We start from the raw sequence: 20230 nt of genomic DNA, 5'->3' as shown, positions 1-20230 counted from the left end.
TTCTCACATTCGCGTTTGTTGGGCTTGCATCATTCAATTGGTGCAATACGTTTGGCGTGAAATATATTTCGGAGAAGAAATGAACATTCGCCGCCTTTTCGTCGCTATGACGATGTTGATAATCCCCTCGGTTGCAATCGCTGACAATGAAAATGTCAGCACATTTACGTTGGATAATGGAATGCAAGCTGTGGTCATTGAAGACCACCGCGCACCCGTTGTAACGCACATGGTTTGGTACAAGGTGGGTGCCGCGGACGAAGCACCGGGTAAATCAGGGATCGCCCATTTTCTGGAACACCTGTTGTTTAAGGGCACGGATAAAATGGCAGCGGGTGAATTTTCACAGATTGTTGCCGCCAATGGCGGTTCTGAAAACGCATTCACCAACCAAGATTATACAGGATATTTTCAACGTATCGCTGCGGATCGTTTGCCATTGATGATGGAATTGGAAGCGGATCGAATGCAGGGGTTGAAATTAACCGAAGCAGAGGTGTTGCCAGAACGTGATGTCATTATCGAAGAACGCAATTCACGCACCGAAAGCAACCCAGGCGCGTTGTTCAGCGAACACCGCACGGCGTTGATGTTTGACAATCACCCATATGGCATTCCCGTGATTGGCTGGATGCATGAAATCGCACAGCTCAGCCGTGAAGACGCATTGGAATTTTACAAAACTTACTATGCTCCAAACAATGCCATTTTGATTGTGGCTGGTGATGTTGAGCCTGACCACGTGAAAGAACTGGCGCAAAAATATTACGGTCCACTGACACCTTCAACCGCCATTCCCGAACGCATCCGCCCGATAGAGCCACCGCATCGCGCGGCGGTTCGCACAATTTTTGAAGATCCGCGGGTGCGCCAACCCTATGTCATTCGAAACTATGCCGCCACAAATCGCAAAGCTGGCGATCAAAAAGAAGCAGCGGCGTTAACCATGTTTGTGGAGCTGTTCGGTGGGTCTGGTGTGACATCTTTTATGGGACAGCGGATGCAGTTGGATAAAAAGGTGTCGATCAACCAAGCGGCATTTTATGAAGGTGTTTCATACGATCCGCATTCACTAGGAATATATGCAGTTCCTGCGCCTGGCGTTGGTTTGACCGCGTTAGAAGCAGAACTAGACGCAACCATCGATGCATTTTTGCAAGAGGGCGTGGATGTCGATCATTTGGCGCGACTGAAAACCCAAATTGCAGCCTCTGAAATATATGCGCTTGATGATCAAAGTGGACTTGCCCGCCGATATGGAGAGGCATTGACCGCAGGTTTAACCATCGCCGATGTCCAAGGCTGGGCGGATGCATTACAGGCCGTTACGCCAGACGACATCATGAATGCAGCGCGCAACGTATTGAACAACAAAGCATCCGTAACAGGATGGTTGGTTGCAGATAAGGAATCCGCAAAATGATCCGAATTTTTCTAAGCCTTATCATTTTCGTGGTCACTGCGTTTCCAAGCTTTGCCGAAGTGAAAATTCAAGAAGTCACTTCACCAAATGGGATCAAAGCGTGGCTGGTTTCTGAACCTTCTATCCCCATCATTGCATTCGATATCGCGTTTCGCGGTGGTGCCAGTTTGGACAGCGATGACAAAAGCGGTGCGACATACCTTATGGCCGCAACATTGGAAGAAGGCACAGGAGATATGGATGCGGCCGCGTTTTTGCGTGCATCTGAAAGTTTGGCTGCACGATTTGGATTCAGCGCAAGCCGCGATTCAGTTTCGATCACAGCAGAGGTTTTGAAATCAAATGCAACAGAGGCGTTGGATTTATTAAAGCAAGCGATCACAAAGCCCGCGTTTAATGAGGTCGCCGTTGATCGGGTAAAGATGCAAATTTTATCGAGCCTTGCATCAGATGAAACCGATCCTGATGCCATCGCAGCCAAAGCAATGCGTGAATTGTCATTCCCAAATCATCCATATGCGCGCGCAAAAGAGGGCACAATTGAAACGGTTCAAAGCCTTACGCCTGATGACGTGAACGTTGCACATCAAAACGCCATGGCGCTTGATCGTATTTTTATTGGGGTTGTTGGTGATGTTACCGCAGACGAACTTGGCCCGATGTTGGATACATTGTTGGGAGATTTACCCGCGACTGGCGCGCCGATGCCAACCAAAACACCCTTTGGCGCAACGGGTGGTACAACGGTTGTTGAATTTGAAACACCACAGGCACAGGCATTGTGGGCGCAAGCGGGGCTTGATCGTCATGATCCCGACTTTTTCGCAGCCTATGTGATGAATCGCATTTTGGGTGGTGGTGGGTTCACATCACGCCTAACCGAAGAAGTGCGCGAAAAACGTGGGCTGACTTATGGTGTTTATTCGTTCATCGCATCAGGCGATTTTGGCGATTACATCGGCGGATCCGTTGCATCGGCCAATGGGCGCATCAAAGAAGCATTGGATGTTATCCGGGCCGAATGGGTGCGTATGGCAGATGGTGGTGTGACAGCAGATGAATTGGACGCGGCGAAGACCTATTTAACGGGTGCTTATCCTTTGCGTTTTGATGGTAATAGCCAAATCGCAGGCATTTTGGCAGGGATGCAATCGCAAGAATTGCCAATTGAATATATCAACACACGCAACGATCAAGTGAACGCGGTTACAATAGAAGACGTTTCTCGCGTTGCGAAACGTCTGTTGAAACCCGATGAATTGCGGTTCGTGGTGGTTGGAAAACCAGAGGGTGTTTCCAGTACCGATTGATGTGATTGTTATGGCGCGAACCCGTCAATTTATGCTATCCCTAGTGGTATGAGCCAAGCAAAACCCAATATAAGCGCAAATCTTCCGCAAATCCGCCAGTTGGATGAGGCGGCGGCGAATCGTATTGCCGCTGGCGAAGTTGTGGAACGACCATGTTCAGCAGTGAAAGAATTGGTTGAAAACGCGATTGATGCACAGGCGACGCGGATTGAAATCGCCTATGCAGATGGCGGTAAGACCCTGATCCGTGTGACCGATGATGGGCATGGTATTGCTCAGGATCAACTGCCCCTTGCATTGTCGCGCCATGCAACATCAAAAATTGATGGTTCTGATTTGTTGAACATCCATACATTTGGATTTCGCGGCGAAGCATTGCCGTCTATGGGTGCGGTTGGGCGTTTAACCATTACATCGCGTGCATTGGGTGCAGAAAGTGCCGCACAAATCGCGGTGAACGGTGGTGACATTGAACCGGTACGACCAGCGGCTTTGGCCAAAGGAACCATTGTTGAACTGCGCGATCTGTTTCATGCAACCCCTGCACGGCTTAAATTTTTGCGCACAGATCGATCAGAATCGCAAGCGATCGGTGATGTTGTGAAACGCCTTGCTATGGCAGAACCCCATATCGGGTTTATTCTACGCGATGTTTCTGGCGGGGGTGAAGGGCGCATCGTGTTTCGTGCGGATCCTTGCAACGGTGATCTGTTCGAGGCGTTGCATGCAAGGTTGCGTACAATCTTGGGCAAGGAATTCGCAGAAAATTCCATTTTGGTGGATGCCGAACGCGAAGGAATGACATTGACAGGTTACGCCAGCTTGCCAACCTATTCTCGTGGCGCGGCGGTGGCACAATATCTGTTTATTAATGGTCGTCCCGTCAAAGATAAGGTTTTGATTGGCGCATTACGCGCGGCCTATTCGGATTTTTTAAGCCGTGATCGTTATCCGGCTGTTGCCTTGTTTATCGAATGCGACCCTGAACGTGTTGATGTCAATGTTCATCCAGCCAAGGCAGAGGTGCGTTTTCGCGAACCTGGTGTTGCACGTGGATTGTTGGTGTCTGGCTTGCGTTATGCATTGGCGGGTGCAGGGCACCGCGCATCATCGACCGTGGCCGATGCAACGCTTGGTGCGTTTCGTCCAGAACAACGACCCGCAGCACCAATTTATCAAATGGATCGGCCCTCGCAAACGGCGTTGCGGGTTAATCATATGGCGCAACAACAAGGATTTGACGAATCCGTTACGGGATATTCAGGGCGCGTTGACAATCCGCGTGAAGTGGAACCAATGGATGATGTACCAGTCACCGATCATCCGTTGGGGGCCGCGCGTGCACAAGTGCATGAAAATTATATCATCGCGCAAACCAATGATGGCATGGTGATTGTTGATCAACACGCGGCACATGAACGGTTGGTCTATGAAAAGCTGAAAAATCAAATGGCGCAAAATGGAGTTGCGGCACAGGCGTTATTGATCCCAGAAATTATCGAATTGTCAGAATCTGAACGTCAAACGATTTTGGATGCTGCACCCCAGTTGGCAGAATTTGCATTGGTTATCGAAGAATTTGGTGGCAATGCGGTGGCTGTGCGTGAAACGCCCGCAATCTTGGGCGAAGTGAACGCCAAGGCAATGTTGCACGATATTTTGGACGAGCTGTCCGATCTTAACCAAACACAAAGCGTGAAGGATAAAATCGAGGCGATTTTGTCCCGCGTGGCCTGTCACGGTTCCATTCGTTCTGGGCGCATTATGCGCGGTGAAGAAATGAACGCGTTGCTGCGCGAGATGGAGGCAACACCGCATTCTGGTCAATGCAATCACGGACGACCGACATATGTGGAATTGAAACTGTCTGACATCGAACGATTGTTTGGCCGCACATGATACAGATAGGCGATATCATTTTGGATTTTAATCAACCGGTTATTGTTGCGGCATTGATCGGTGGGGTTCTGTTTTTAGCGCTGTTAATCATGGTGTTTTTGGCGTTGCGTGCATCGGCGCGATCCGCACGCGCGATGGAGCCATTGGCATTTCAAATGGGACAGCTTGGCGAAAGCGTACGCGGATTGAATGATAATCAACATCAGTTGACCGGTGGTTTGCAACATGTGTCCGATGCTCAGGCCAAGGCACAGGCGCAGATGTTGGAAACGGTTGAACGTCGCCTTGAAGAAGTCCAACGTAATATGGGTGACAGCCTGCATGGCACCGCTACGCGCACGGCGCGGTCGTTGGGTGAATTGCACACACGCCTTGAAACCATCGACAAGGCACAAACCAATATTGAAAAACTTTCCGGTGATGTTTTGTCATTGCAGGATATTTTGTCCAATAAACAAACGCGTGGCGCATTTGGTGAAATTCAATTGAATGACATTGTAACCAAAGCATTGACACCCGAGGCATATCAATTTCAAGCGACCCTCTCAAATGGCAAGCGTGCCGATTGTTTGATCAATTTGCCCAATCCACCCGGCCCGATTGTGATCGATTCCAAATTCCCGCTAGAGGCGTACGAAGCCTTGCGCAACGCGCAAACCGATGCAGATGCTCAACGCGCGGGGCAATTTATGCGAAGCTCGCTTCGCAAACACATCAAAGATATATCCGAGCGGTACATCATTGATGGTGAAACAGCAGATGGCGCATTGTTATTTTTACCATCCGAGGCCGTATACGCAGAATTGCATGCCAATTTCCCAGAGGTCGTTCGCGAAGGGTTCGATGCGCGTGTTTGGATCGTATCCCCCACCACATGTATGGCGACATTAAATACCATGCGTGCTGTGCTCAAGGATGCGCGAATGCGCGAACAGGCGGGTGCAATTCGCCGTGAATTGGGCGCACTTTACAAAGATGTGGAACGACTGGGGACGCGCGTTGAAAACCTAGACCGGCATTTTGGTCAAGCGGCGAAAGACGTGCAAGAAATCAAGATATCCGCGACCAAGGCAGGCACACGCGCCAAGCGTCTTGATGCGTTTGATTTTGAAGAGATCGCCGAGGAAAAAGCAGCAGATGTATTGAAGTTGCAACGCTAAAACCACGGTTTTAATGTTAAAACGGGACTGCGACGCTATATACAATCTACAAAAATTTTGGATGGACTAAACTGCGAAATCTTAATTAAAGGTGTTCGCATATGTCTTCGGTTGAAAATCACAGCCTACGTTATGGTCTTGCAAATGAATTGCACGCGCGTCCGTTTCCACAGGTGGATGCGCCAAGCGTGGTTGGCTATGTCGCGTTCACTGATGACGGTGATCACCACAAATTCCTGTCCGAATTATTGCAACGATTTGGTGCCACGGCGATTCCACGCGATGCTACGCATCATTTTTGCGAATTGGGCGGCGCAGTGTTGAAATGGGAGAAGCACACCGAATTTGTGACCTATACATTAATCAAACCGATCGCAGGTGATGTTGGGTTTGACATTGCGGGTTATGATCTGTTTCCACAAGATTGGCTGGCAACGGTGCAATCCAAGGTGATCACCTCGGTTAGTGTGGTTGTGCATCCAACAGATGCCACGAAAAACGTTGAAAAAACGGCACAGAAATTTTTTGCAGATAACTTGGTTTCCGAAAGTTTATCCGTGTCATACGTTGTTGATAAAACCGCCGTGGTTGCATCGGATTTTCGCATTGATACGGCGGATAATATTCGGTTTGTGATCTATCCCATCGGTCAGGTCGGGCGCAATCGGTTGGGCCGCATTTTGCAGCGGTTGTTGGAAATCGAAACATATAAATCCATGTCGATGCTAACCTTGCCAATTGCACGCCAAGTGTTTGCACAGCTTGAAGATTTGGATGCTGAATTATCCAATGCTGTGGATGGCTTGTCCGATGAACAAGGCAGTTCGCAAGAGGCATTGGAAAAACTTTTGTCAATTTCCGCGCGTATCGAAGAGCTTATTTCAAAACACGCGTTTCGATTTTCTGCGGCGCGTGCATACAGCACATTGGTGAACCAACGGATTTCCGTTCTGCGCGAAGAACGGTTTTTGGGCCGACAAACGTTTTCTGAATTCATGATGCGCCGCTTTGATCCAGCCATGCGCACATGCGAAGCAGCGTCAGAGCGATTAAAAGATATATCACTGCGATCTGCGCGGGCTTCTGATTTGCTCAGCACCCGCGTGAGTGTACGCCAAAGTAGCCAGAACCAACGGATATTGGCGCGAATGGATGAACGTGCCGATATTCAATTGCGCCTTCAAGAAACGGTAGAAGGACTCTCTATCGTCGCGATTAGCTATTACGCCGTCAGCCTGATGTCATATCTGTTGTCACCAATTGGTAGCAATTTGTTGGGTTGGGAAAAACACACAATCACGGCGATGCTGGTCTTGCCTGTGATGATCGTTGTGGCAATCGCAGTGCGGCGCATTCGCAACCGATTAATGGTGGTTTCGAAATAAACATCAGCGGCGCGTTTTGCGCCATTCATGTCGGTAAATTATTTACCAATCGCGCGTTTCTGTGTTCTAGTAAGACAAACAAATCGAATGTGGAAATGTTATGTCTGACAAAATCACCTTTACCCTTGATGGGCGCGAAGTCACCGCAGACAAGGATGAAACCATTTGGTCCGTGGCCAAGCGGGAAGGAACAACAATTCCCCATCTCTGCCATTCTGGTGAAAAGGGTTATCGTTCGGACGGCAACTGTCGTGCCTGTATGGTGGAAATTGATGGCGAACGTACGTTGGCCGCATCGTGTATTCGCACCCCCACCGATGGGATGGTGGTGAAGTCAGAATCTGCACGCGCAGAAAATGCACGCAAATTGGTGATGGAATTGCTGGTGGCTGATCAACCGGCCCAAGATCAGGCGCATGATAAATCTTCGCATCTGTGGGATATGGCCGCAATGCAAGGCGTAAGCGAGAGCCGTTTTCCCGCGATTGAAAAAAACCGTGTGCCGTTGCTCGATGATAGCCATGTTGCGATGAAGGTGAATTTGGATGCCTGCATTCAATGTAACCTGTGCGTGCGCGCCTGTCGCGAGGTGCAGGTTAATGATGTGATTGGCATGGCGGGACGCGGGCATGATGCAAAGATCGTTTTTGATATGGATGATCCCATGGGCGCGTCATCTTGTGTGGCATGTGGTGAATGTGTGCAAGTCTGCCCAACGGGTGCATTGATGCCATCCAGCGCAGTTGACGAAAACCAGATCGGCGATAGCAATGATTTTGACCGCGAGGTAAAATCCGTTTGCCCGTTTTGTGGCGTTGGTTGTCAAATCAGCCTGAAAATCAAAGATGACAAAGTTGCATGGGTTGATGGTATTGATGGCCCAGCCAATGAAAATCGTTTGTGTGTTAAGGGGCGATTTGGGTTCGATTACATCGATCACGCGCACCGTCTGACCAATCCGTTGATCCGTTTGGAAAACGCACCAAAGGGATTGAATGTTGATCCCGCAAATCCATTCACCCATTTTCGCGAGGCAACATGGGACGAGGCATTGGATGCCGCCGCAAATGGTATGGCGAAATTGCGCGATAGCGTTGGCGGCGAAGCAATTGCGGGGTTTGGTTCCGCCAAATGCACCAACGAAGAGGCTTATTTATTTCAAAAGCTGATCCGCCAAGGATTCGGGCATAACAACGTCGATCATTGTACGCGGTTGTGTCATGCATCATCCGTGGCGGCATTGATGGAAAACGTCGGATCAGGCGCAGTGACGGCGACATTTAACGAAATTGAAAACGCCGATGTGGCCATCGTAATTGGTGCAAACCCCACCGAAAATCACCCTGTTGCAGCAACCTATTTCAAACAATTCGCCAAACGGGGTGGAAAATTGATCGTGATGGATCCGCGTGGGCAGGCATTGAAACGCCATGCATCACACATGCTACAGTTCCGCCCTGGTGCGGATGTTTCCATGTTGAATGCGATCATGCATGTGATTGTCGAAGAAGAACTGTTCGATCAAGATTATATCAAAAACCATACCGAAAATTGGCAAGCGCAAAAAGAGCATCTTGCCGATTTCAGCCCCGAAAAAATGGCACCGATTTGTGGCATTGATGCGGATACATTGCGCGATGTGGCGCGTGTGTTTGCAGGCGCCAAGGCGGGGATGATTTTTTGGGGCATGGGGATTTCCCAGCATATTCACGGCACAGATAATTCACGTTGTTTGATTTCACTGGCATTTATGACAGGCAATGTTGGTAAATCGGGTGCGGGGCTGCATCCGTTACGGGGGCAAAACAATGTTCAGGGCGCGTCTGATGCGGGGTTGATCCCGATGTTCTTGCCTGATTATCAACCCGTTGGCGATGACGGCGTGCGATCTGCCTTTACCGAAGTGTGGAAATCTGATGATTTTTCATCGCAAAAAGGTCTGACGGTTGTTGAAATTATCGAAGCGATTCATGCAGGTGACATTCGTTCGATGTATATCTTGGGCGAAAACCCCGCCATGTCCGACCCCGATGTCGATCATGCCCGCGCCGCATTGGCAAAGCTGGAACATTTGGTGGTGCAGGATATTTTCCTGACCGAAACCGCAAATTATGCCGATGTTGTTTTACCAGCATCTGCGTTTGCAGAAAAGACGGGTACGGTTACAAATACCAATCGGCAGGTGCAAATGGGTCGCCCTGCGATCAACCCACCGGGGGATGCGCGCGAAGACTGGGCGATCACGGTTGAATTGGCGAAACGATTGGGGTTGAATTGGGATTACACACATCCATCCCAAGTGTTTGGTGAAATGGCGATCAACATGGAATCGCTTTCGAATATAACTTGGGAACGGCTGGAGCGTGAAAACGTTGTGACATACCCCAGCCTTTCACCCACCGATCCTGGGCAAGCGATTGTTTTTGGCGATGGGTTTCCGCGTGCCGATGGACGGGGAAAATTTACACCTGCGAGCATTATTGCACCAGATGACGTACCAGATGAAGAATATCCAATGATCCTGACAACCGGTCGTCAATTGGAACATTGGCACACGGGTTCAATGACGCGCCGAGCGAGCGTTTTGGATGCGGTGGAACCAGAAGCAAACTGTTCACTCCATCCACGCACATTGCGTAAACTGGGTGTTGATGCAGGTGGTATTGTACGCCTGACCACTAAACGCGGTTCGATCACTGTAATGGCACGGGCTGATCGCGCTGTGTCCGAGGATATGGTCTTTCTGCCATTTGCATATGTCGAAGCGGCGGCGAATATTTTGACCAATTCGGCACTAGACCCGTTTGGCAAAATTCCAGAGTTTAAATTTTCAGCGGTGCGCGTTGAAAAGGCGGATCAAATTGCAGCGGAATAGTTGCGAGGCTAAATGCGTTGATAGCCGCGTTTAATCGCGGTTTCACGTACCTTGTCTGCAGCGGTGGATGCGCTTACTAAATCTGGAAACAGTTGGATAATTTGCCGCCCGTGTCGCCCAACGCGACCCCATTCGCGCACGACGGAGAATTCTTCGAACAAATTCGCACAGATTTCCACGCGATAAAAGCTCGCGAAATCATGTGTTTGGTTAATTCTATGCAAGAGGCAGCTTGGCATAGAGTGATTCTAGCAAGTGATGATTCGGGGCTCAAGCATTTTCGCATAAAAAAAGCCGCTCAAAGAGCGGCTTTTTTAAAACTGATCTCGCAATCAATTAACCCTGACGTGCCTTAAAGCGACGCTGTGTTTTGTTGATAACGTAAACACGGCCTTTGCGGCGCACGACACGACAATCGCGGTGGCGCGCTTTGAGCGAGCGAAGTGAGTTTTTGACCTTCATGGCCTTCTCCTTTGTCGTGGCGCCGGACAATGCCGATGCCTGTGAAATTCGTGGGCCACCCTCGGCGAGGATGGTGGGCGTAACTGGGATTGAACCAGTGACCCCTTCGATGTCAACGAAGTGCTCTCCCGCTGAGCTATACGCCCGATATAACCAAGGGGAAAACCCCTTAACGAGCGGCTTCTATAGAAGGGTTACGAAAAAGGATCAAGGGGTTTTGCGAAAACAATGAATAGGTTATGACAGAAACATGACAAATGACGTATTTTCCCTGTCTTTACCGACAAATTGGACCAGTTCAACGGTTTTTAGCTCGCCTCACAGCGGGCGGGATTATACGGATTCGTATTTTCAAAAATCGAATCTGTCTCCCAATCATCTGCGAAGTTCTGAAGATGCGTTTGTGGATGAACTGTTTTCAAGTGCACCAGAATCAGGTGCGCCATTGATGGCGGCCGTCATGCCACGGGCGTTCATTGATTTAAATCGCGGTGCAGATGAATTGGATAGCGCGATTATAGAAGATGTAAAGCCGACCAAGGGCAACCCACGAACGGCGGCTGGACTTGGTGTTATTCCACGTGTGGTATCCCAAGGGCGAGCGATCCAAACGGGCAAGATATCACATCAAGATGCACAAGATCGCATCGCGAATTATTATGTGCCATATCATCAAAGACTAAAGGAATTGATCAACCAAACATTTCAGGCGTTTGGGGAATCTTTGTTGGTGGATTGCCATTCCATGCCCCACACAGCGCTTGATAATATATCGGTGCGCGGTGGATCGCGCCCCGATGTGATTATCGGCGATCGGTTCGGATCGGCATGTGCACCAGAAGTTGCGGACAAGGTTGAGGCCGCATTTCGCAGACAAGGTTTCATCGTCGCACGAAATTTGCCATTTGCGGGGGCATATATATTGCGCGAATACGGACGCCCAACACAGCGGCGCAATGCCGTGCAGGTGGAAATTGATCGGGCACTTTATATGGATGAAGCGTCGATTACTAAAAACGATCAATTTGGCGCGGTGAAAAAAAGGATTGATCAGGTTATTTTGGAATTGGCCGAAATCTCGCAGGCGCCATTGAAGTTCGCTGCAGAGTGATCAGCGTAGCGAACGCCCCTTAACAATTGCATCATTGCCAAATTTTTTACGAATGGCATCGGTTGCGCGTTCTTTGGCGGCGTGTGCTTTGTCATCTTGTTCCAACAGGTCATTGAATTGATCCGCGAATTCTTCACCGTCAAGATTGCTGATCCCCACACCGATCAAACGAAAAGGGCCAAGGGGCATGACATCATCAAGCATCCGACGCGCATGTTTATAAATGCGTTCTGCCATTTGGGTGGGTTCGCGCAATGTGATGCGGCGCGTCACACTTTGAAAATTGCTTTGCTTTACTTTGATCGTGACGACATGGCCCGATTGGCCTTTGGCCTTTGCGCGCATGGATACTTGTTCGGATAGCCGCCATAGGTGACCATCCAATACATCAACACTGGCCGTATCTTCATTAAATGTGGTTTCTTTGGATATGCTTTTGACCTTGGCGCGTTGCGAAACATTGCGATTGTCAATTCCGCGACACAGGTGCCACAGGTGATCACCAAGTGTTCCATAACGCGTTGCCAAATCTTTGCGTTCATACCGTCGTAGATCGCTGATGGTGCGAATACCATCGCGTTCTAGATGGGATTGAGTCACCTTGCCCACACCCCAGATTTTTTTGATCGGCAATGGCGCCAACAACGTTTCCGTTTCGCCAACGCCGATGATTGAAAATCCGCGCGGTTTGTCCAAATCGGATGCTAATTTTGCAAGAAATTTATTGTGCGACAGGCCGATGGACCCAGACAATTGCAATTCGGTTTCCATACGTTTAATCAAGCGTGCCATTGATAATGCGGGCGGTTCACCGTGCAGATGCTCGGTTCCTGACAAATCCATGAAAGCCTCGTCCAGTGATAGCGGTTCCACAATGGGGGTAAGCGCATCCATCATATCGCGAATTTCTTTGGATGCGGCGACATAGGCATCCATGCGCGGGCGCACTACGACGGCCTCGGGGCAGATTTTCAACGCCTTGAACATTGGCATCGCGGAATGCACACCTTTGATCCGCGCAATGTAACAAGCGGTGGATACAACGCCACGGGTGCCACCGCCAATGATGACGGGTTTGTCCCGTAATTCTGGATTGTCGCGTTTTTCGACGGATGCATAAAACGCGTCGCAATCCATATGCGCGATATTGAGGGAAAACAATTCACCGTGCGCGATTACGCGCGGCGACCCACATTTGGGGCAGCGGTTTTTATCGGGGATTGCGGATAGACAATCGCGGCACAAAGCTTGGCGTTTCATGGCGCGATTATCGTACTTGATCAGGTTTTTTGCAACTCTGCCAATACGGCCAATGCCGCATCTTTGGGATTTTTTGCGGCCCAGATGGGGCGACCCATTACGATGTGATCGGCACCATCACCGATGGCGGATGCTGGTGTTGCGATGCGTTTTTGATCACCAACATCACCACCCGCTGGGCGCACGCCTGGGGTTACGATTAGTTTTCCGTTTGCCTCTGGTAATGCACGGATCAGTGCGGCTTCTTGTGGGCTAGCGATGACCCCGTCGGCACCTGCAAGCAACGCAAGGCGCGCGCGTTCAACAACCAATTTTTGAATATCGCCCGATTGAATAAGGCAGTCGTCAAGATCACCGCGATCAAGCGATGTAAGGATTGTGACCGCCAATATTTTCAAGTCTGTATTGCCACGCCCCGCAACGGCGGCCCGCACCACATGTGGATCACCGTGAACGGTCAAAAAATCCAGATCAAATTGTGCGATACCTGATACAGCCTTTTGGACGGTCGCACCGATGTCGAAAAATTTCATATCAAGGAAAACGCGTTTGCCGTTTTCTTTCAATTCATTTGCAAGCGCTAGCCCACCACCAGTTAGCATACCAAGCCCGATTTTATAAAAAGAAACACTATCGCCAAGCTGTTCCACCAGTTTCATACCGTCCAAAACATTTGGCACATCAAGGGCAACAATAAGGCGATCATCTGCTTGCATGGGTGGGCTCCTGTAAGTTTTGGTTGGTTTGTTGCAATCCAATGGTGAAGTCAAGTTTTACGGTTCGGTTTGCATGCCTTCGGCGAGGATATTTTGAACATTTGGAAGTGAACCCTTGCGAGGTGTTGCGAGAGTTCTTATTTATTTTGAGAAGGCTTGCACCAGACGTGCCTAATGTTGGGCGTCAAATTTCACAGCAAGTGCTTAACATAGGAGATGAACATGGACTTTGAAAAGTTCACTGAACGGTCTCGGGGCATGATTAATGCAGCTCAGACCATTGCGATGCGCGAAAGCCATCAAAGATTTGCACCTGAACATTTATTAAAGGCGTTGCTCGACGACAGCGAAGGTTTGGCGGCAAACCTGATCAAGGCGGCGGGTGGAAATCCATCCCGTGCATTACAGGATGTTGATGCGAAATTGACTAAAATGCCCAAGGTCACTGGTGATAGCGCGAGCATTTATCTGGATACAAAGACGAATAAGGTATTCGATGAGGCGCAGAAGTTGGCGCAAAAGGCAGGAGATAGCTTTGTTCCTGTGGAGCGGATGCTTACCGCGCTTTGTATTGTGAAAACGGATGCGCAAGAAATTTTGAAAAATGCAGGTCTTAATGCGCAAAATTTAAATGCAGCGATCAATGATATTCGCAAAGGACGCACAGCGGACAGCGCGAGTGCTGAAGATGGATATGACGCATTGAAAAAATATGCACGTGACCTGACCGAAGCCGCACGTGATGGCAAGATTGATCCGATCATAGGGCGCGACGAAGAAATTCGCCGCACGATGCAAGTATTGTCACGCCGTACCAAGAATAACCCAGTTTTGATTGGTGAACCCGGTGTTGGCAAAACAGCAATTGCCGAGGGGTTGGCGCTTCGTATTGTGAATGGTGATGTGCCAGAGAGTTTGCAAAACAAAACGCTGATGGCGTTGGATATGGGCGCATTGATTGCGGGCGCGAAGTATCGTGGTGAATTTGAAGAGCGATTGAAATCAATTTTAACCGAGGTCACAGAGGCCGCGGGCGAAATCATTTTGTTCATCGACGAAATGCACACGCTGGTTGGCGCGGGTAAATCAGAAGGTGCGATGGATGCATCAAACCTGTTGAAACCTGCATTGGCGCGGGGTGAATTGCACTGTGTTGGTGCGACGACACTTGATGAATACCGCAAGCATGTTGAAAAAGACGCGGCATTGGCACGACGTTTCCAGCCTGTGTTGGTTGAAGAGCCAACAGTTGCGGATACCATTTCGATTTTACGCGGCATCAAGGAAAAATACGAGCTGCATCACGGTATTCGCGTATCCGATAGTGCATTGGTTGCGGCGGCGACTTTGTCCGAACGCTATATCACGGATCGGTTTTTGCCAGACAAAGCGATTGATTTGATGGACGAGGCCGCATCGCGCTTGCGTATGGAGGTTGATTCCAAACCAGAAGCATTGGATGCAATTGATCGTGAATTGCTGCAAAAGCAAATCGAAGTGGAGGCGTTGAAAACCGAAACCGATGCGGCATCGCAAGATCGATTGAAAAAATTGCAAAAAGATGTGTCTGAATTGCAGGAACAATCCAGCCAAATGACCGCAAAGTGGCAAGGCGAGCGCGATAAGCTGGCATCTGCTCGTGATATCAAAGAAGAGCTTGATGGCGCACGCGTGGCATTTGAAAACGCAAAACGTGCGGGCGATTTGGGCAAAATGGGTGAATTGCAATACGGCGTTATTCCTGAATTGGAAAAGAAATTAGCCAAGGCAGAAGAGGCGGGCGACGATGTCATGGTCGAAGAGGCCGTGCGCCCAGAACAAATCGCATCTGTTGTTGAGCGTTGGACAGGTATCCCTGTGGACAAGATGCTGGAAGGCGAGCGCGAGAAGCTGTTGAAAATGGAAGAGGCCATTGGCAAACGGGTGATCGGCCAATTTGATGCGGTTCATGCGGTATCAAACGCGGTGCGCCGTGCACGTGCCGGGTTGAACGATCCCAAACGCCCACTTGGTTCGTTTATGTTTTTGGGACCAACGGGTGTTGGCAAAACCGAATTGACCAAGGCATTGGCCGAATATCTGTTTGATGACGATAGCGCGATGGTGCGCATTGATATGTCCGAGTTCATGGAAAAACATTCGGTTGCACGTCTGATCGGGGCGCCTCCCGGATATGTGGGATATGACGAAGGTGGTGTGTTGACCGAGGCTGTGCGTCGTCGTCCATATCAGGTGTTGTTGTTTGATGAAGTCGAAAAGGCCCATCCAGATGTGTTCAACGTGTTGTTGCAAGTTTTGGACGATGGGCAATTGACCGATGGTCAAGGACGCACCGTTGATTTCAAACAAACCTTGATCATTTTAACTTCGAACCTTGGATCACAAGCATTGAGCATTTTGCCCGATGGCCAAGATACCGAAGAGGCAAAGGGTCAAGTGATGGAAGCGGTGCGCGCGCATTTCCGCCCCGAATTCCTAAACCGTTTGGATGAAATCGTCCTGTTTGATCGGTTAAGCCGTGAAAATATGGATGGGATCGTTGATATCCAGCTGGCCATTTTGGCAAAACGATTGGAAGGGCGCAAAATTACACTGGATGTGGATGATGCGGCACAAACGTGGTTGGCCGATCAAGGGTATGATCCTGTTTATGGTGCACGTCCGTTGAAACGGGTGATCCAAAAAGCATTGCAGGATGAATTGGCCGAATTGTTGTTGTCTGGTGATGTGTTGGATGGCAGTGCCGTGAAAGTGACCGCAGATGATACGGGTTTGGTTTTGAACGGTAAATCAAAGCCCCCGCGCAAACCATCAGATGCCAAGATACATTGAGCAAAGTGGCGGTCATATTGGCCGCCATTTTTCCATCTGTTGAATTCTGTTAAAATGCGGTTAGATAGTCCGCATGGGAATGATCCTTCGGATGATATTTTTTGGGCTTGCACGACGTATTCTGGGGATACCTGGGATGATTATCGTGGGCGCATTGCTATACGCGTATTTCAAAACGAATTTTTAGATCAGTTATTTTGGTGCCTAAAAAACTAGCACTTGCTACTGCTGCAATAGCACATAATGTGGAATCAAATTGAAGCGGAGGAAGTTTCATGGGTTTCATCGGGAATATATTGCAACTGATCGTTACAGTGTTTGTTGTTGCGCTTTGTTTCATCGTGATTGCAGCGATTGTTATGTTTTTCATCGACCGCAACCAAACAGAAGACGCGGTGCGGCGAAACTATCCTGTTTTGGGGCGGTTCCGATATTTATTCACTGAACTGGGTGAGTTTTTTCGCCAGTATTTCTTTGCGATGGATCGCGAAGAAATGCCATTTAACCGTGCACAACGCGATTGGGTTGCGCGCGCAGCGAAGGCCAAAGGCAATACCATTGCATTTGGTTCCACGCGTAGCCTTACCCAACCTGGCACAACGATTTTTGTGAACGCGGCATTTCCACCGCTTGATGAACAGGCCGCCAAAACCGAGCCACTGGAAATTGGTCCGTATTGCAAGACACCATTTCTGGCGCCATCGTTTTTCAACATTTCTGGCATGAGCTATGGTGCGTTATCAAAACCAGCGGTGCAGGCATTGAGTGCAGGCGCGAAAAAGGCGGGCATCTGGTTAAATACCGGCGAGGGTGGGTTATCGCCCTATCATCTGGAGGGTGGTTGCGACATTGTTTATCAAATTGGTACCGCAAAATATGGTGTGCGTGATCACGAGGGGAACCTGAGCGATGATAAACTTCGTGAAGTCGCCGCGTATCCACAGGTACGCATGTTTGAGATTAAATTGGCGCAAGGGGCAAAGCCGGGTAAGGGTGGTATCTTGCCCGCATCCAAGGTGGATGCAGAGGTTGCCGCCATTCGCGGTATTCCAGAAGGCCAAGCCAGCATTTCGCCAAACCGCCACAAAGATATCGCCAACGCGGATGAATTGATCGACAAGATTATTCATATACGCGAGGTTACGGGCAAACCCGTGGGATATAAAACCGTGATGGGTGATTATTCGGCAATGGCCGAATTTTTGGATCGTGTTGTTGCGCGGGGCATTGAACATGCGCCCGACTTTATCACACTTGATGGTGGGGATGGGGGAACGGGTGCCGCACCAATGCCATTGATGGATCTGGTGGGCTCGCCACTTGCCGAAAGTTTGCCACGCGTGTCGGACTTGTTGTACGAACGAGGGCTTCGCCAACGTGTACGATTGATTGCATCAGGTAAATTGATAAATCCATCTGATGTGGCTTGGGCGCTGGGGCTTGGTGCGGATTTTGTCGTGTCTGCGCGCGGATTCATGTTTTCGCTTGGATGCATTCAGGCGCTGAAATGCAACAAAAACACCTGTCCAACTGGGATCACCACACATGATCCACGTTTCCAAAAAGGATTGGTGCCATTGGTAAAATCGGAAAAAGTGGCGAATTATGCAAATGGTGTCATCCATGAGGTTGAAACAATTGCTCATTCGGTTGGCGTCACCGAGCCGCGCCAAATCAGACGCAAACATATTCGGGTGGTTCAGGCCAATGGGCGTTCGATGTCTCTGGCGCGCATGTATCCGCGCCCCGATGTGTTGCCCGGCAACTAATTGAAAGATTTCCAACGTCTTTGTGAATGCGCTTGTTTTGTCTTTTTCAGGCAAGCGCATTAGGTCATTATGTGACAAAGGGAGCATTGAAATGACCAAGTTGAATTATTCTGACGTAACGCCCAAGGGTGTATTTTTAAATCGCCGTAAAATCATAGCAGGTGCACTGGCGAGCACGGCATTGCCACAAATAGGTTTTGCAAAACCTTTGGACGTAGTGAAGTCAGAATATACTGTTGATGGTGAAATCACCCCAAGAGATGCCGCCGTTACATATAATAACTTTTATGAATTTGGTACGGGCAAGGGCGACCCGCTTGCAAATGCACACACACTAACAACCGACCCGTGGTCCGTTGAAATTGGTGGCTTGGTCAATAATGCGGGCACCTTTGGCTTGGATGACATTCTAAAGGACGTAACACTCGAAGAACGCATCTATCGTTTCCGCTGTGTCGAAGCTTGGTCAATGGTTGTACCGTGGATTGGATTTTCATTATCCGAATTGTTGAAAAAGGCTGATCCGCAATCGGGTGCCAAATACGTGGCCTTTGAAACGTTATACCGCCCCGAAGAAATGCCAGGTCAGAAAAACAGCCGCTTTCCATACCCATATGTCGAAGGTCTTCGTCTGGACGAGGCGATGAATCCGCTCACCATGATCGCAACGGGGATGTACGGCGAAGAGCTTCCAAATCAAAATGGTGCACCGTTGCGATTGGTTGTCCCGTGGAAATACGGATTTAAGTCGATCAAAAGCATTGTGAAAATCACACTGACAGACGAACAACCACCCACCACTTGGAATTTGATCGCGGATAACGAATACGGTTTTTATTCAAATGTGAACCCAGAGGTGGATCACCCACGTTGGTCACAAGCATCCGAACGCCCCATTGGTGGCGGACTGTTTGCCAAGCGTATTCCCACACTCATGTTCAATGGTTATGCAGACGAAGTTGCATCACTTTATTCAGGCATGGATTTGCGCACGAATTTTTAATTCGAAGCAAGGAATGAAGTGATATGTCGATGACCCAAACGCAGCGTTTGAACCAAGTTGTGAAAACTGTTTCAGCGTGGCCTATATATATAGTGGGTGTTTTGCCGGCGGCATGGCTGTTTTATCAAGCGGTTTCCAATAATCTGGGCGCTGACCCGTTAAAGGCGTTGGAACATCAACTTGGCGAATGGGCGTTACAGCTGTTGATCGCTACACTCTTGATCACACCCTTGCGCGATCTGTTCAAAATCAACCTGATTAAATACCGTCGCGCGATTGGGCTGCTCGCATTCTTCTACGCGTTGGGTCATCTGCTGACCTATCTATGGCTTGATCAGCAATGGTGGTGGTCTGCGATTTGGAAAGACATCACAAAACGGCCTTACATAATCATTGGTGTGATTTCATTTTTGGCGATGGTACCGCTGGCAATCACGTCGAACAATCTATCCATTCGCAAACTTGGCCCCTTAACATGGCGCAAGCTGCATCAGCTGACATATATCGTGGTGCCCTTGGCAGCGTTGCATTTTGTTTTGCTGAAAAAGACATGGCAGCTAGAGCCGATTCTGTATCTTGGCGTTGGATTGCTGCTTGTTGGGTATCGATTCTGGCGAAAACGACTCGCATAAATGCAAATTCGGATCGATTCCCGAATACGAGTCGCTTGATCTGGGCATTTTTTGACGATTCCGACATGCGATTTCACCAAAATTGGATTGAATCACATGCAAAGTTTATCCGATTCATTGAGCCAGATTAAACGATAGCCCTGTTTTCTCTTATTCATGCGGTTTCATTACGCTGTTTTTATAGGCTGATGATACGCTTCATGTATTTTTTCCTCTTATAAAACAGTAGTTTACCTATATTTTTTTAAAAGATGTGTATTTTTTGTAAAAAGGGGTTGCGGGTTTTGATTGGTCACACTAAAAGCCCCCTTACCGGAAGGGACGACGACAAGTTAGGCGCTACGGCGACGGAGTTGAGACGGTCTGAAGGTTGAAAAAAGAGATAAAGATTGG

The 20230-nt window shown here is 49.1% G+C and carries 15 protein-coding genes and 1 tRNA gene; 11 read left to right on the top strand and 5 right to left on the bottom strand.

Going from position 1 to position 20230, the window contains the following annotated elements; genetic code table 11:
* Positions 1–79 precede the first annotated feature (79 nt).
* From BFP76_RS14100 to fdhF, 6 genes are all read left to right on the top strand, one after another.
* Entirely contained in the window at positions 80–1423 is a 1344-nt protein-coding gene (locus tag BFP76_RS14100) for a M16 family metallopeptidase (protein ID WP_099594602.1), read from the top strand.
* Entirely contained in the window at positions 1420–2733 is a 1314-nt protein-coding gene (locus BFP76_RS14095; RefSeq protein WP_205661474.1) for a M16 family metallopeptidase, read from the top strand. Before BFP76_RS14100 ends, BFP76_RS14095 begins: the two co-directional genes overlap by 4 nt.
* A 48-nt stretch (positions 2734–2781) precedes the next feature.
* Complete coding sequence (gene mutL, locus BFP76_RS14090) at positions 2782–4632, top strand: DNA mismatch repair endonuclease MutL (RefSeq protein ID WP_099594601.1); 1851 nt, start codon at positions 2782–2784, stop codon at positions 4630–4632.
* On the top strand, positions 4629–5792 hold the full coding sequence (locus tag BFP76_RS14085; RefSeq protein WP_099594600.1) for a DNA recombination protein RmuC: 1164 nt from the start codon (positions 4629–4631) through the stop codon (positions 5790–5792). The genes mutL and BFP76_RS14085 overlap by 4 nt, the downstream gene beginning before the upstream one ends.
* A 101-nt stretch (positions 5793–5893) precedes the next feature.
* Complete coding sequence (locus BFP76_RS14080) at positions 5894–7177, top strand: DUF3422 family protein (RefSeq protein ID WP_099594599.1); 1284 nt, start codon at positions 5894–5896, stop codon at positions 7175–7177.
* Positions 7178–7277: 100 nt separating this feature from the next.
* A complete protein-coding gene (gene fdhF / locus BFP76_RS14075) occupies positions 7278–10052 on the top strand; it encodes a formate dehydrogenase subunit alpha (protein ID WP_099594598.1) in 2775 nt (924 codons plus the stop codon).
* 8 nt (positions 10053–10060) lie between these two features.
* Here fdhF and BFP76_RS14070 read toward each other — a convergent pair whose 3' ends face one another.
* The 3 genes from BFP76_RS14070 to BFP76_RS14060 all read right to left on the bottom strand — a co-directional run bounded on the left by BFP76_RS14070 (position 10061) and on the right by BFP76_RS14060 (position 10660).
* Positions 10061–10276 carry a WGR domain-containing protein gene (locus BFP76_RS14070; protein WP_240514074.1) on the bottom strand — a complete coding sequence of 72 codons (216 nt, stop codon included), beginning with the start codon at positions 10274–10276 and terminating at the stop codon, positions 10061–10063.
* Between the two features lie 112 nt (positions 10277–10388).
* A complete protein-coding gene (gene ykgO, locus BFP76_RS14065; RefSeq protein WP_072746485.1) occupies positions 10389–10514 on the bottom strand; it encodes a type B 50S ribosomal protein L36 in 126 nt (41 codons plus the stop codon).
* Positions 10515–10585: 71 nt separating this feature from the next.
* Positions 10586–10660, bottom strand: a tRNA-Val gene (locus tag BFP76_RS14060).
* 104 nt (positions 10661–10764) lie between these two features.
* On the opposite strand from BFP76_RS14060, the gene BFP76_RS14055 reads away from it, so the two are divergent.
* Complete coding sequence (locus tag BFP76_RS14055; RefSeq protein ID WP_099594596.1) at positions 10765–11625, top strand: N-formylglutamate amidohydrolase; 861 nt, start codon at positions 10765–10767, stop codon at positions 11623–11625.
* On the opposite strand, the gene BFP76_RS14050 is transcribed toward BFP76_RS14055, so the two are convergent.
* Together BFP76_RS14050 and pyrF are read right to left on the bottom strand one after the other, a co-directional pair.
* Complete coding sequence (locus BFP76_RS14050; protein WP_099594595.1) at positions 11626–12885, bottom strand: DNA polymerase IV; 1260 nt, start codon at positions 12883–12885, stop codon at positions 11626–11628.
* A 20-nt stretch (positions 12886–12905) separates the two neighbouring features.
* Positions 12906–13601: an orotidine-5'-phosphate decarboxylase gene (gene pyrF, locus BFP76_RS14045; RefSeq protein ID WP_099594594.1), complete on the bottom strand. Its 696-nt coding sequence runs from the start codon at positions 13599–13601 to the stop codon at positions 12906–12908.
* Positions 13602–13823: 222 nt separating this feature from the next.
* Between pyrF and clpB the strand changes: the two genes are divergently transcribed.
* From clpB to msrQ, 4 genes are all read left to right on the top strand, one after another.
* The gene (clpB, locus tag BFP76_RS14040) at positions 13824–16433 is read left to right on the top strand and encodes an ATP-dependent chaperone ClpB (RefSeq protein WP_099594593.1); all 2610 of its coding nucleotides are present in this window, start codon (positions 13824–13826) and stop codon (positions 16431–16433) included.
* Between the two features lie 275 nt (positions 16434–16708).
* Complete coding sequence (locus tag BFP76_RS14035; RefSeq protein ID WP_099594592.1) at positions 16709–18202, top strand: FMN-binding glutamate synthase family protein; 1494 nt, start codon at positions 16709–16711, stop codon at positions 18200–18202.
* A 91-nt stretch (positions 18203–18293) separates the two neighbouring features.
* A complete protein-coding gene (gene msrP, locus BFP76_RS14030; protein ID WP_099594591.1) occupies positions 18294–19205 on the top strand; it encodes a protein-methionine-sulfoxide reductase catalytic subunit MsrP in 912 nt (303 codons plus the stop codon).
* A 23-nt stretch (positions 19206–19228) separates the two neighbouring features.
* Entirely contained in the window at positions 19229–19837 is a 609-nt protein-coding gene (gene msrQ / locus BFP76_RS14025; RefSeq protein ID WP_240514073.1) for a protein-methionine-sulfoxide reductase heme-binding subunit MsrQ, read from the top strand.
* Positions 19838–20230 lie beyond the last annotated feature (393 nt).

This window comes from Paramylibacter kogurei, assembly GCF_002742285.1.
Taxonomy (GTDB): Bacteria; Pseudomonadota; Alphaproteobacteria; order Rhodobacterales; family Rhodobacteraceae; genus Amylibacter; species Amylibacter kogurei.
Note: the sequence above shows the minus strand (reverse complement) of the source record. Positions and strands in the feature narration are given on the sequence as shown.